Here is a 13,147-nt window from a genome sequence, read left to right on the forward strand (position 1 = left end):
CGCTGTGGAGCAGCGCATAGGTTCAGGCAGCCAGCCCCTGGAAGGCGCCGGGTTCGACCCGGCCTTCATCCCCGGGCTCACCTCGCCCGCGTCCGCCAAGCCGGGGGGTGTGAAGGGCAAGGAGGAGGACGTGGCCGAGAAGGCCGCCTCCGGGGAAGCCCCTTCCGAGGAGAAGGAATCCGGGCAGACGGAATCCGGGCAGACGGAATCCGGGCGGGCGGGATCCGAGAAGACGGAATCCGACGACACGGAGTCCGAGGTCACCGCCTCCGAGGAGACGGACCTCGAAGCCGACGGCGAGGCCGCGGCGGAGGACGACGAGGAGGCCGAAGCGGAAGCGGACGAGGACGTCGAAGAGGAGGCCCCCGTCGACGGGCCCGTCTTCGAGGCCGCCGACCGCCGGGCCCGTATCGTCGCCGACCACAAGGGCGTACGGCTCGCCCTGGACGACCAGGAGTGCGAGTTCCGCTGGGACGAGATCGGCGCCGTCGAGACCGAGGCCCCGCGTTTCGGGAAGCGGTTCACCGTCACGGTGCACACTCCTGACCGCCGCTGGTACCCGATCGAGATCGAGGCGACGGCCAGGAGCCGCTTCAAGGAGTGGGACGAGCAACTGGACGCGGTCCTCGACGCCTACTTCGAAGACGCGGATGCCGAGGAGGCCGACGCGGTGGAAGCCGACGCCGAGGACGCGAGCGCCAAGTAGCCGGCCGGCTAGCTGCAGTACTGGGCTTCCTTGCCGATGGACCGGTACATACAGTCCGCGTTCTCCAGCAACTGCAACACCGCATCCCTGTTCCGGGACGTCTCCCGCTCGATCACCTCGTCGGGCGGGTAGAACCCACCCCCGGAGCTGGACGACGGGTACATCTCGAAGGTGTACCCGAAGATCTTCTGACTGCCCCACAGCCAGTCGTCGATCGACCCGTCGGTGATGTACAGATCACTGGACTGCTCCGCCGTATAGCCGTTGCTGGCGGCCATCTTCTGCCCGACCGTCGCGAACGCGTTCCGGTCGTCCGCGGTCATCCCGGTCGTCGTGTCGGAGTACGTGTACCCGAACGGCCACAGCACCAGCTCGCTGTACGTGTGGAAGTCGACCCCGGCCTTGATCTGCTGAACCCCGCCGACGACCCGGCTGCGCACGAAGTTGGCGACAACCTTGACCTCCGGCGCCGACTCGGCGGACGCGCCCCGGTAGGTGTCCGAGGACGTCGACCCCGACGACCCGCCGCAGCAACCCCACCGGTAGTTCCAGTTCCGGTTGAGGTCGGTCCCGACGTACGACGACCCGGAGTTGGGCTGCCGGTTCTTGCGCCACGACCGGTAGGAGCCGGTGGCGATGTCGTACTCGCCGCCGTCCGGGTTGAGGTCCGGCACGATCCAGATCTCGCGGTTGTTCACCATGCTGGTGACCCGGGAGTCGCTGCCGTAGTCGGAGGTCAACTCGCGCAGCAGATAGAGCGCCATCTCGACGGTGAGGTGCTCACGGGCGTGCTGGTGGTGGGTGAAGAGGACCTCCGGCTCGGACTCGTCGGTCCCCACGTTGTCGCTGATCTTGATGGCGACGATGTTCCGGCCCTGGTACGACGTGCCGATCACACGCTGGCTCGCGATCGAGGAGTTGGCCGAGACGAGCGAGTTGATCTCGCTCGTCATCTCCGCGTAGTTGTGATAGCGCGAGTCGCCCGACGGGAAGTCGTAGAGGCGGACGTCGTCCTCACTGGCGGACCGGTCCGGGACCGCGCCGAGCGGGGTGACGTCGTAGCCGAGCGACTTCAGCTTCTTGATCTGGGCCGCGCGGCCGGAGACGACGACGCCGTGGCCGTGGGTCTCGTCCACGGTCACGCCCGTGCGCTGAAGTGCCGTGCGGTCCTTGGCGGTCGAGTGCATGTGGACCTCGTACTGCCGGACGTCATCGGCCGAAGAGGCCGCCTTGGCGTCGCTGTCGGCGTTCGCGGTCACGGTCGCGGAGAGGGGCGCCGCGAGGGCGAGGGCGAGGAGTGCGGCGAGCGTGGCGGTCCGTCTGCCGCTACGGGCGCCTGAGCCGCGGATGCGGAGTCGCATGAATTCTCCTTGTGGGAGTGGGGGGTGGGGTTCAGTGCGACGTACGTGGTGCGGGTGTGGCGCTCATCGTGGGCCGGTGGCATGTGCAGGTCAAGAGTGACTCGCTGATCGATGGCCAGAACCCTTCGAAAATCAGCCGCGCAGTGTACGCGCGCGCCCTCCGTACGGAGTGGTCCCGGATGAAGTCCACCCGGGGGTGTGATCCGGACGTGCGGGGCGGCGCGAGGGCGGGGAAGGGTGAGGAACCGCGCAAGGGGGGGGAGCGGTGGGAGCGGCGGGAGTGGTGGGGAACGCCGCACCCTCCGACTCCCCCGGCTCCTCCACTCCCGGCTCCTTCGGCCCGGACGGCGACACCTTCGGATGCGGATGCGGACGACACCCCAGAGGAACGGCTGATCATGGGCGGATCAGCGCCACGACGGGATCACCGGCTGCCGGTCGAGACGACCAGCTTCGTCGACCGGCGCGGCGAACTCGCCGCGGGACGCGAGCTGCTGGCCCGGACCCGGCTGGTCACGCTGACCGGGCCCGGCGGCGTCGGCAAGACCCGCCTCGCCGCACGCATCGCGACCGCTGTGCGGCGCACCTTCCCGGACGGCGTGCGGTGCGTGCACCTCTCCGGCCTCGACGACCCGCAGCTCGTCCCGCTCGCCGCCGCCGACGCGCTCGACCTGCACGACCACTCCGCGCGACCCCCGCTGCAGGCACTGGTGGAGCGGGTACGGGACCGCCGGCTGCTCCTGCTGATCGACAACTGCGAACACCTGCTGCCGGCCTGCGCCGAACTCGCCGCGGCCCTGCTGCACGGCACGACCGGCGTACGGATCCTCGCCACCAGCCGCCACCGCCTGGGCCTCACCGAGGAACACCTCCTGGACGTACGGCCCCTGCCGGTCCCCGACCCCGACAGTGACCTCTCCGCCCCCGAGGGCTACCCGGCCCTCGCCCTGTTCGCCGACCGGGCCGCCGCGGTGGTCCCCGGCTTCCGCCTGACCGCCGCGAACCGGACGGCCGTCGCCCGCCTGTGCCGCCGCCTCGACGGCCTCCCCCTCGCCATCGAACTCGCCGCCGTACGCATGCGCGTCCTCGACGTCGACCAGCTCCTCGACCGTCTCGACGACCGCTACCGCCTCCTCACCGGCGGCAGCCCCGCCGCCCTGCCCCGCCACCAGACCCTGCGGGCGGCGGTCGACTGGAGCCACGAACTGTGCACCGGGCGGGAGCGGTTGGTGTGGGCGCGGTTGTCGGTACTGGCGGGGAGCTTCGACCTGGAGACGGCGGAGGCGGTGTGTGCGGGCGAGGTCGGGGGTCCTGGGGCGGAGCCCCCAGCGGGGTCCAGGGGCGGAGCCCCTGGCGGGGTCGACAGGGCGGAGCCCCTGGAGGACGGGACGGGTAGGGACGGCGGGGGCGACAAACTCCCGGCGGCCACCATCACCCGCCTCCACCCTCAAGACGTCCTGCACCCTCAAGACGTCCTCCACCCTCAAGACGTCCTCCACCCTCAAGACGTCCTCAACCCTCAAGACGTCCTCCACCCCCACGACATCCTCGACGCCATCGCCGGCCTCGTCGACAAGTCCGTCCTGTCCCGCGAGTCCGGCCCCGACGGCACCCGCTACCGCCTCCTCGACACCCTCCGCCACTACGGCCTGGACCGCCTGCGCCGACTCCCCGGCGAGGAACCCGCCGCCCGCCGCCGCCAACGCGACTGGATGCTGCACCGCGCCGCCGCCTGCGAGAGGGCCTGGTTCGGCCCGGGCCAGCGCGCGATCGTCGCCCGCCTCCGCGCCGACCAGGACAACCTCCGTACCGCCCTCGACTTCAGCCTCACCACCCCCGGCGACCGCCTCCCCGGACTGCGCCTCGCCGGCACCCTCTGGTTCTACTGGCACGCCTGCGGCGCCCCCCGCGAGGGCCGCCACTGGCTCGACCGCGCCCTCGCCGCCAACCCGGAGCCGACCCCGGAACGCGCCCGCGGCCTGTGGATCGCCGGCCTCCTCGCCGCCGCCACCCACGACCTCACCGCCGGCCTCTCCCTCGCCCGCGACGCCCACGCCCTGGCCCAGGACCTCGACGACGAGGCCGAGGCGGCCCACGCCGCGTACGCCATCGGCGTCATCACCCTGTTCCTGGGCGACCTCCCGACCGCGCTCGAGCACTTCGAGACCAGCGTCGCCCGCGGCCCCGTCCCCGGCCAGCACCTCAGCCTGTACGGCCTCGACCAGGTCGAACTCGCCTGCGCCCTGGGCTTCCTGGGCGAGGCCGACCGCGCCGTCGAGGTCTGCGAGCGGGCCCGGCGGATGTGCGAACGGCACGGCGAGGAGTGGGTGCACTCGTACGTGCTGCGGATGCTCGCCCTCGCCCACACCGTGCAGCGCGACTGGCGCCGGGCCGAACACCACGCCCGCCGGGCCCTGCGCCTCAAACTCGCCGTCCACGACGTCCTCGGCATCGCCCTCACCCTCGACCTCCTGGCCCACGTCGCCACGGAGACCCGCGCCCACGAACGCGCGGCCGTGCTGCTCGGCGCCGCCGACCGCACCTGGTCCGGCATCGACCGCGACCGCTGGGGATCGGCGGCCCTCAACGCGACCCGCCACGACAGCGAGACCCGGACCCGCGAGGCCCTGAACGGCCCCGTCTTCCAACGGGCGTACGAACGCGGCACTCGACTCGGCCTCACGGAGACCGTCGCCTACGCGGTCACCGACGACCGACGGCCCAAGGCCACCCCCGACGTGACAGGTGCGAGGGGCACCACAGACACGGCAGACCCGACGGGCACCCGCCGGACCGACGGCAGACCCCGATCCCCCCACCTCACGACCGGCGTCCACCTCACCCGCCGCGAGACCGAGGTCGCCGAGCTCGTCGCCCAGGGTCTCGCCAATCAGCAGATCGCCGACCGGCTGGTCATCGCCCGCCGCACCGCCGAGGGCCACGTCGAACGCATCCTCGGCAAGCTCGGCTTCAGCAACCGCAGCCAGATCGCGGCCTGGGTGGCGGCCCAGCGCTGAGCGAGCCCCACGACCGGCACACCCGACAACCGGCTCCCAAGGAGGTCCCACCCCATGACCCCCCGACTCGCACCAGCCCAGTCCCCCTTCGACCACCGCATGGCCGTCTACGCCACCGACGACGAGTTCCTCGCCGCCGCCCTCCCCTTCCTCGCCGAAGGACTCGCCGCCCCCGGCGAACCCCCGCCCGTGGCCATCGCCGCCACCGCCCGCCTGAACCTCCTGCGCGACGCCCTCGGCGGCGACGCGAAGGAGGTCGGACTCGTCCCGCACACCGAGTGGTACACCGGCTCCGCCGCCAACGCGATCGCCCAGGGCGCCGGTTACCTCGCCGCGAACGCCGGCCCCGGCGGCCGTATCCATCTCCTCATGGAGCCCCTCTGGGGCGGCCGAGCGGGCCGCTCGCCGCGTGAGACGGCCGAGTGGATCCGCTACGAGGCCCTCGCCAACCTCCTCTTCGCCCCGCTCGCGACGACGGCCCTGTGCGCCTACGACGCCCGTGTCGCGGGCCCCGCCATCGTCGCCGCGGCCCGCCGCGCCCACCCCGACACCGGTGTGTACGAGGACCCGGTCCGCCTCGCCGCGGAACTCGACGCCGTACCGCTGCCACCGGCTCCCGCCGACGCCGAGCGGCTCCCCGGCCCGATGCCCACCGCCGAAGCCGTAAGCGCCTGGGCGGCCGCGCGTGGACTGCCCGTCGCGGACGCGGAGTTGTTCGCCACGGCCGTCATCGAGGCGGCCGACGCCGTCGGCCCGCTCGACGGGGCCCTGCTGTGGGCCCAACCCCCGGCGTGCGTCGCCGAACTGCGCGCCGCGCACCGGGTCGACGACCCCCTCGCGGGCTTCATCCCGCCGCCGAGCGCGGAACTGGAACCCGGGCAGGGGCTGTGGTTCGCACGGCAGGTGTGCGCGTACGTCGATGTGCGTGACGAGGGGGAAGGGGCGAGCGTACGGCTGCAGTACGGGTAGCGGAGGCCGGTGCGGGTATGCGGCGGTGCAGGTATGGAATCGGGTATTCCTCCCCGTGCGGCCGTACCCCCGTCCACGCCACTGTGGACCCATGCTGCACCTCTCCGGGTATCCCCAACCGCCCATGAGGGCCGGCCATCTGAGCGTCGAGTACGACCCCCGTCCCTCCGCGATCCGTGAGGCCCGTGCGGAGGTCCGCCGGCAGTTGGAGGGATGGGGGCTCGCGGACCTGGACGACGTGGCGGACGTGGCCGAGTTGCTGGTGAGCGAGCTGGCCACCAACGCCCTGCTGCACTCGGCGAGCCGCTTCCGGCTCACGCTGTTCGCCGCGCACGGGATCCTGCGCTGCGAGGTCCGGGACGCGGGAAGGCGCGTTCCCACCGTGCTGGAGGCGGGCTCCTCCGAGAGCGGTCGCGGAATGTTCCTGGTGGACGCGCTCGCCCGGCGCTGGGGCTGCCAGCAGGACGGGACGGGCAAGACAGTGTGGTTCGAGCTCGGCACGTGCGGGTCGGACGACTGCTGCCGGTGAAAGCCCCGGCGCCCGCCAAACCCCTGTGAGCACATCGGGTGGAGATCGCGCACGCCCTCTTGTCCGCTCGGCGCCTTTGCGCTTTCTTGACGCTCATGGCGGACACCACGGGTAACACAGCGGCATCACCGGTCGGCGAGGCGAACTCCCGTCCCCGTAAGTCCAGTTGGCGTTACATCGGCCCCGGCATCGTCGTCGCCGCGACCGGCGTCGGGGCCGGCGATCTCGTCGCCACCCTCATCGCGGGCAGCAACTTCGGTTACACGCTGCTCTGGGCGGCGGTCGTCGGCTGTCTGGTGAAGATCTCCCTCGCCGAGGCGGCGGGGCGCTGGCATCTGTCGACCGGGCGCACCCTCTTCGACGGCTGGGCGAGCCTCGGCCGCTGGACCACGTACTTCTTCGGCGTCTACGCCGTGATCTGGGGCTTCGTCTACGGCGCGGCCGCGATGTCGTCGAGCGCCCTGCCGCTGCAGGCGCTGTTCCCGGACGTGATGGACCTGGAGTGGTGGGCCATCGCCTGCGGTCTGGTCGGGCTGGTCTTCGTCTGGTTCAACAAGTACGCCGTGTTCGAGAAGGTCATGACGGTCATGGTGGGCGTCATGTTCGTGGTGACCGTCTACCTGGCGATCCGCGTCACGCCCAACCTCCCCGACGCCTTCGCCGGTCTGCTGCCCGTCCTGCCCGACGAGAAGGACTCCATCCTCAACACCCTCGGCCTGATCGGCGGCGTCGGCGGCACCATCACCCTTGCCGCGTACGGCTACTGGGTCAACGCCAAGGGCTGGACGAACACCGGCTGGATGAAGGTCATGCGGCTCGACAACCGCGTCGCCTACGCCACCACCGGCATCTTCGTGATCGCGATGCTCTTCGTCGGCGCGGAGCTGCTGCACTCGGCGAACGTGGCCATCGCCGGCGGCGACAAGGGGCTGCTGCAGCTGAGCGACATCCTGGAGGCGGAGTACGGGGCCGCGACGGCCAAGTTCTTCCTGATCGGCTTCTTCGCCACCTCGTACACCTCCCTGATCGGCGTCTGGCACGGCGTGAGCCTGATGTTCGCCGACTTCGTAGCCCGCTACCGGGGACAGGGCGAGCAGAAGGGCGAGGAGGTCGCCTCCGGCGCGCGCGAACGCTCGTGGCCGTTCCGCGCGTACCTGCTGTGGCTGACCTTCCCGCCCATCGTCCTGCTCTTCCAGGGCGAGCCCTTCCGCCTGATCATCCTCTACGGCGTCCTGGGCGCGGCCTTCCTCCCGTTCCTCGCCGGAACCCTGCTCTGGCTCCTCAACTCCTCGCGCACACCGAGGGAGTGGCGCAACGGTCCGGTCAGCAACGCGATGCTCGTGATCGCGGGCCTGCTGTTCCTGGTGCTGTGCGTGAAGCAGATCTGGGACCAGCCGTGGTCGGAGTTCTTCTAGTGGCCTAGCGGAACCTGTTCCACTGTGGGCTGAGGGCGATCTCCCGGAGCTGCTGCACGGTCAGGGCGGGCTTCGCACGGGACGGGGCGGCATGCGGGCCTGCCGCGTTGTAGGCGCTGACCGCGACGCGGAAGCCGTCCGTGCGCAGGGTGTCGACGGTCCACCGCACGCAGCCCGGGACGTCCTTGTCGCCCGCGTCCTGGCGGTCCGTGACCTTGGTGCCGTCCGCCAGGGTCTCGGAGCCGTCCCCGAACAGCTCGTCGGCTACGTCGCCCATGCCGTGCTGGACGCCGATCTCGACGAGGCTCCTGCCCTTGCCGTCGTCGATCACGGCGTACGAGAAGTCCTCGCCCCTCTCGACCACCTCGGCGCCCTTGGGGAGGAGCGGCACGAGCGTGTCCAGGACCTTGTCGTAGGACGCCTCCTCGACGGGGTCCGGCGCGGCCGTCGCCGTCGGCTTCCCGGTGTCCTCGGGAATGAATTCGACGTACTTGCGCCACACCTGGGCCGTCACCAGTTCCTTCAACTGGGCGGTGGACAGGGGCGGTTCGGGCCTGCTGACCGGCGCGCCCTTCTCGGCGGCGGCGTTCCACTCGCTGACGGAGACATGCTGTCCGGTCGGGGTGACCAGGTCGGCCGTCCACCTCTTGGTGTCGACGCGCCGGTCGGGATACTCGTAGCCCTGGAACAGCATGAGCAGGGAGCCGTCCGGCAGCCGGCTGGAGACGCAACTGTCGTGCGGGGTCAGCGTCTTGTCCGGGCAGTCGACAACCTGGCGGGCCTGCTCGCTGCCCGGCTCGACCCGGTTCAGGCTGACGGCGATGGCTCCGGGGCCCTTGCCGTCGTCGTGGACGAGGTGGACGTACGGCGACGGCATCGAGCCCTCGGTGCCCCGTGCCTGCTGCTCGCTGACCTTTCCCTCGGGGAGCAGGTCTTCGAGTGTGGCGATGAGTTCGCGGCCCGTCAGGGGAACCGCGGACGGTGTGGCGGAGGGCTGTTCGGCCACGCTGGAGTCGGCCGGCCGCGGGGCGGGCGTGCCGCCCCAGGGCACCAGCAGCGCCCCGCCCACCCCCACGAGCGCGATCCCGGCCGCGCCGCCCGCCATGGCGGCCCGCCGGCGCAGCCGCTGCCGGCGGCCCCGCGCCAGTCCGCCCGCGACGAGCGCGGCCCGGTCGGCGTCGAAGCGGTCACCGGCGTCGTGCAGGGCGTCACCGAGCCGCCCCGCGAAGTGCTCCTCGTCGTGTTCCACAGGCATGGCGAATCCACCGTTTCTCGGGATCGGGGTCGGGGGCGGGGGAGAGTCGTGGGGGTGGGAGGGTTTCCGGGGGTCAGGAAGCCGCGTACTCGCCGAGGTCCTCGCCCAGCAGCTCGCGCAGCCGCCCGAGCGCCCGGGTGCACCGCGTCCGCACCGCCGCGGAACTGGCGTTCAGCGCGTCGGCGGTCTCCTCGACGGACCGGTCCTCCCAGTACCGCAGGACGATCACGGCCCGGTCCTTGGCGGGCAGGCCGGAGAGCGCCTGGAGCAGGGTCAGCCGCAGCGGCAGGTCGCCCTGGCCGCCGTGGGACGCCGCGCGGTCGGGAATCGCGTCCGTGGCCCGCTCGGTGCTGCTGCGCCGCCGCTGGTGGGCGAGGAAGGCGCGGGTGAGGACGGTCTGCGCGTACCCGGCGGGGTTCCCCACCCGGGACACACGTCCCCAGCGGACGTAGATCCGGCCGAGTGTCTCCTGGACGAGGTCCTCGGCGAGGTGGGTGTCCCCGGCGGTCAGCAGACAGGCCGACCGGTACAGATGGCCGGCCCTCGCCGCCGCGAACTCGGCGTACTCGTCCGCGCGGCCCTGTCTCATGCGTTCCCCCTGCTGCTGTGTGCCGGCTGTCGGCGAGGTCCTCACTTCACTGATGCGGTGAGGCAGGGAGAATGTTTCACCGCAGCACCGAGAAGTTCTCGGCGCGTACAAGGACACAGGACCCGATGACCGAGCAGCCACCCCCACCCGCCCCGGGCTTCGGCCCGCCCCCGCCGCAGTACGCCCCCGGGCAGCCCGGGCAACCCCCCTACGCGCCCGCGCAGCCACCGTACGCCCCGCTCCCGCCCCAGCCGGCACCGGCCGGCCCCGAGTTCCTGGCCGTCGACAAACGCAACGCGGTCGTCGTCGACGTGTCCGGCGTGGTCTTCGAGCTCGGGGACTTCACGATGGAGTTCCCCTGGCCCGAGATCCGCAGTGTCCACTACAAGGCGAGCCCCGACGGCAAGGCCCTGATGGTCGCCGTGGTCCACATGGACGGCCGGTTCTTCGAGTGCGTGGTGGAGGCCAAGCCCCGGACGAGGCTGCAGGAGTGGTTCCCGCAGCTCGCCTGGGTGCTCGGCCACTACCGTCCGACGGGGTGAGGTCAACGGCTCCTACGGCAGCCCGTGCACATGCGGCCCCACCGCGTTCGACCACGCGTTGCCGGCCGCGGCGTCCCAGTTGGTCGACCAGGTCATCGCGCCCCGCAGGTCGGGATAGGTCCTGGACGGCTTGAACGAGCCGCAGTTCGTGCCCTTGGCCAGACAGTCCAGGGCGTTGTTCACGACAGTGGGCGAGACATACCCGCTGCCCGCGCCGCTCGGCGAGGCCGGCAGGCCGAGACCCACCTGGGACGGGGCGAGGCCGCCCTCCAGCTGGATGCAGGCCAGGGCGGTCAGGAAGTCCACCGAGCCCTGGCTGTAGACCTTGCCGTCGCAGCCCAGCATCGAGCCGCTGTTGTAGTACTGCATGTTGACGACCGTGAGGATGTCCTTGATGTTCAGGGCCGTCTGGAAGTAGGAGTTCGACGTCGACTGCATGTCGATGGTCTGCGGCGCCATCGTGATGATCAGCGACGAGCCCGCCTTGGACGAGAGCGAGCGCAGGGCCTGCGTCATGTAGGTGGCGTTGAGGCCGTTCTCCAGGTCGATGTCGACGCCGTCGAAGCCGTACGTCTGCATCAGTGAGTGGACGGAGTTCGCGAAGTTCGTCGCCGACGCCGCGTCGTTCACCGCCACGGTGCCGCGCTCGCCGCCCACCGAGACGATGACCTTCTTGCCCGCGGCCTGCTTCGCCCTGATGTCGGCCTTGAACTGGTCGACGGTGTAGCCGCCCAGCCCGGCCGAGTCCAGGTTGAAGGTCACCGCGCCCGGCGTCGAGGTCGCGTCCGCGAAGGCGACGGCGATGATGTCGTACTGCGACTGGACGTCGGCGAGCTTCTGGACCGTGGCGCCGTTGTTGAAGTTCTGCCAGTAGCCGGTCACCGCGTGCTTCGGGAGGGCGGGGCCGGGACCGGTCGGCGTGTTCGTGGTCCCCGTCACCGCCGCCGACTTCGGCGACTCACCGGCCGCGTTGGTCGCCGTGACCTGGAAGGAGTACGAGGTCGAGGCGGTGAGCCCGGTCACGGTCGCCGAGGTGCCGGTCACCGCGGTCAACTTCGTACCGTCGCGGTAGACGTTGTAGCCGGTCGCGCCCGAGACGGTGTTCCAGGCCAGGGAGACGGAGGAGGAGGTCGTACCCGACACGGCCAGGCCGCCCGGTGCCCCGGGGATCGTGGGGGAGGGGTCGGTGCCCCCGCCGCCGTCGGGGCCGTACACCGACAAGTCGTCCGCGTGGTACGCGGCCTGCCCGTACCAGCCGTGCGTGTACACCGTCACGGAGGTCGTGGCGGCGCCGGTGGTGAAGGTGGTCGACAGCTGCTTCCAGGCCGCGGAGTCGGGCGTCCAGGTCGAGACGTCGGTGGTGCCCGTGCCCGTCACACCCAGGTAGGTGTAGCCGCCCTGCACCCAGGCGCTCAGCGTGTACGTCGAGTTGGGCTTCACCGCCACCGTCTGGGCGCACCGGGCGTTGTCCTGCCCGGCCGGGGTCGCCTTGAGCGCGGTCGTGCCGCCGTGCACCGGGGAGGTGACGGTCGTCCCGCTGTTCGCGGAACAGGTCCAGTTGCTCAGGCCGGACTCGAAGCCGGCGTTCTTGGCGTTGTTGACGTCCGCGGCGGAGGCCTGGCCCGCGGGGAGGAAGGCGAGGGCGAGGGCCGCGGTGACCGCGCCCGCCCGGAATCTGCTGCGTATGGACATGACAAGAGGCATGGTGAACAACTTGGTCCAGACCAATTCGCGTGTCAAGAGATTCCGGTAGTGGAGAGTTCGTGTGCGTAACCTGCCCCGTTTTGCCGTGACTTGTGTGAGGAGAGTTGCTTCTCGGCTGGAGAGAAGCTGTTCTCCGGCCACAAAGCCGTGGATACAGTGCTGAGGTAGTCACGCAATGAAGTCACCGGGGAGCTGCGCGTGCCAACTGCCATTGCCGTGACCAGCGCCGACATGGCGCTGCCGGCGCAGGACGAGCGAACCGTGCCCGCCGTCGTGCTCGGGGACCTCGGTCAGGAGTCCCTGGACCTGTCGTTGGCGGACATGCAGACCCTGATCGATCAGCACGGCCATGTGATCGTCGTCTGCTCACAGGCCACTCCGCGCAATGTGGTGCAGCGGCTGCGCACCGTACGGTCCCTGCTGGAGAGCGACCGGATCGCCCTGTTCCGCCCCGAACTGCCCCCGCTCGGAATCGCCGTCCTCGCCCGCCAGTTGCGGCAGCTGGCCTCCTGCGACCTCAGCCCCGGCGTCCTCGCCTCCGCCGGCCGGCTGCTCACCCACTACATCCACGCCGGGGCGCTGCTCGGCTCCGTCACCAAGCTGGACCGCATCCCCGTCGACCTCAAGTCGCACGCCAAGTCCTGGGTGCCCGGCAGCCAGTTCGGCGTCCTCGCCCACCCCACCCCGCACCTGGTGAAGATGGGCCCCTCGGTCACCCTCCCCGGCCCGGAGTTCGGCACCTCGCTGCTGGTCGCCAAGGGGCAGCTCCCGTCCGACTGGGTCACCACCACCCTGGCCCCCTCCTGGCGGGCGAGGGGCCTGCGCGAGGCGGCGCTGCCCGCCGAGTCGGCGGCCTGGTGGGGGACGTCCAAGCTGGTCGAGTTCTGCGCCTACCTGCCCGATCTGTCGGTGCTTTACCAACTGGTCACCTCCGTACGGCAGAACTCCTGTCACTGGTGCGGCATCGACGTCATCGGCGACCGCTGCGTCTTCTGCTCCGCCATCCCGCCCGCCCACGAGCAACCGGCCCGCGCAGGCTGACCGGACCCCGCCCCACCCG

At 71.2% G+C, this 13,147-nt stretch carries 11 protein-coding genes; 7 read left to right on the forward strand and 4 right to left on the reverse strand.

The features are described 5' to 3' along the window. Nucleotides 1-4: 4 nt before the first annotated feature. Nucleotides 5-706, forward strand: coding sequence for a hypothetical protein (locus ABD932_RS25855; RefSeq protein ID WP_345015901.1), 702 nt, complete (start codon nt 5-7; stop codon nt 704-706). Between the two features lie 8 nt (nt 707-714). Here ABD932_RS25855 and ABD932_RS25860 read toward each other — a convergent pair whose 3' ends face one another. Next, complete coding sequence (locus ABD932_RS25860) at nt 715-2,067, reverse strand: M14 family metallopeptidase (protein ID WP_345015902.1); 1,353 nt, start codon at nt 2,065-2,067, stop codon at nt 715-717. Between the two features lie 398 nt (nt 2,068-2,465). Between ABD932_RS25860 and ABD932_RS25865 the strand changes: the two genes are divergently transcribed. The 4 genes from ABD932_RS25865 to ABD932_RS25880 all read left to right on the forward strand — a co-directional run bounded on the left by ABD932_RS25865 (nt 2,466) and on the right by ABD932_RS25880 (nt 7,997). Then, nucleotides 2,466-5,084: an ATP-binding protein gene (locus ABD932_RS25865; protein ID WP_345015903.1), complete on the forward strand. Its 2,619-nt coding sequence runs from the start codon at nt 2,466-2,468 to the stop codon at nt 5,082-5,084. Nucleotides 5,085-5,138: 54 nt separating this feature from the next. Then, nucleotides 5,139-6,053, forward strand: a complete 915-nt coding sequence (locus tag ABD932_RS25870) for an anti-sigma factor RsbA family regulatory protein (RefSeq protein ID WP_345015904.1) — start codon at nt 5,139-5,141, stop codon at nt 6,051-6,053. A 91-nt stretch (nt 6,054-6,144) separates the two neighbouring features. Next, complete coding sequence (locus ABD932_RS25875; RefSeq protein WP_345015905.1) at nt 6,145-6,582, forward strand: ATP-binding protein; 438 nt, start codon at nt 6,145-6,147, stop codon at nt 6,580-6,582. 95 nt (nt 6,583-6,677) lie between these two features. Next, entirely contained in the window at nt 6,678-7,997 is a 1,320-nt protein-coding gene (locus ABD932_RS25880; protein WP_345015906.1) for an Nramp family divalent metal transporter, read from the forward strand. 4 nt (nt 7,998-8,001) lie between these two features. Here ABD932_RS25880 and ABD932_RS25885 read toward each other — a convergent pair whose 3' ends face one another. Next, a complete protein-coding gene (locus ABD932_RS25885; RefSeq protein WP_345015907.1) occupies nt 8,002-9,252 on the reverse strand; it encodes a hypothetical protein in 1,251 nt (416 codons plus the stop codon). Between the two features lie 73 nt (nt 9,253-9,325). Then, nucleotides 9,326-9,841, reverse strand: coding sequence for a SigE family RNA polymerase sigma factor (locus ABD932_RS25890; protein WP_345015908.1), 516 nt, complete (start codon nt 9,839-9,841; stop codon nt 9,326-9,328). Between the two features lie 125 nt (nt 9,842-9,966). On the opposite strand from ABD932_RS25890, the gene ABD932_RS25895 reads away from it, so the two are divergent. Beyond that, a complete protein-coding gene (locus ABD932_RS25895) occupies nt 9,967-10,383 on the forward strand; it encodes a hypothetical protein (RefSeq protein ID WP_345015909.1) in 417 nt (138 codons plus the stop codon). A 12-nt stretch (nt 10,384-10,395) separates the two neighbouring features. Here ABD932_RS25895 and ABD932_RS25900 read toward each other — a convergent pair whose 3' ends face one another. Next, nucleotides 10,396-12,075 (reverse strand): chitinase, encoded by a 1,680-nt coding sequence (locus tag ABD932_RS25900; protein ID WP_345015910.1) that lies wholly within the window; start codon nt 12,073-12,075, stop codon nt 10,396-10,398. Nucleotides 12,076-12,318: 243 nt separating this feature from the next. On the opposite strand from ABD932_RS25900, the gene ABD932_RS25905 reads away from it, so the two are divergent. Continuing rightward, nucleotides 12,319-13,128 (forward strand): hypothetical protein, encoded by an 810-nt coding sequence (locus ABD932_RS25905; protein ID WP_345016416.1) that lies wholly within the window; start codon nt 12,319-12,321, stop codon nt 13,126-13,128. Nucleotides 13,129-13,147 lie beyond the last annotated feature (19 nt).

The organism is Streptomyces shaanxiensis (genome assembly GCF_039537145.1).
Taxonomy (GTDB): Bacteria; Actinomycetota; Actinomycetes; order Streptomycetales; family Streptomycetaceae; genus Streptomyces; species Streptomyces shaanxiensis.

Excerpts from the sequence above, each read along its gene's own strand:
- ABD932_RS25860 (WP_345015902.1), bottom strand. The coding sequence starts at position 2,067 with ATGCGACTCCGCATCCGCGGCTCAGGCGCCCGTAGCGGCAGACGGACC.
- ABD932_RS25865 (WP_345015903.1), top strand. The coding sequence starts at position 2,466 with ATGGGCGGATCAGCGCCACGACGGGATCACCGGCTGCCGGTCGAGACG.
- ABD932_RS25870 (WP_345015904.1), top strand. The coding sequence starts at position 5,139 with ATGACCCCCCGACTCGCACCAGCCCAGTCCCCCTTCGACCACCGCATG.
- ABD932_RS25875 (WP_345015905.1), top strand. The coding sequence starts at position 6,145 with ATGCTGCACCTCTCCGGGTATCCCCAACCGCCCATGAGGGCCGGCCAT.
- ABD932_RS25880 (WP_345015906.1), top strand. The coding sequence starts at position 6,678 with ATGGCGGACACCACGGGTAACACAGCGGCATCACCGGTCGGCGAGGCG.
- ABD932_RS25885 (WP_345015907.1), bottom strand. The coding sequence starts at position 9,252 with ATGCCTGTGGAACACGACGAGGAGCACTTCGCGGGGCGGCTCGGTGAC.
- ABD932_RS25890 (WP_345015908.1), bottom strand. The coding sequence starts at position 9,841 with ATGAGACAGGGCCGCGCGGACGAGTACGCCGAGTTCGCGGCGGCGAGG.
- ABD932_RS25895 (WP_345015909.1), top strand. The coding sequence starts at position 9,967 with ATGACCGAGCAGCCACCCCCACCCGCCCCGGGCTTCGGCCCGCCCCCG.
- ABD932_RS25900 (WP_345015910.1), bottom strand. The coding sequence starts at position 12,075 with ATGTCCATACGCAGCAGATTCCGGGCGGGCGCGGTCACCGCGGCCCTC.
- ABD932_RS25905 (WP_345016416.1), top strand. The coding sequence starts at position 12,319 with ATGGCGCTGCCGGCGCAGGACGAGCGAACCGTGCCCGCCGTCGTGCTC.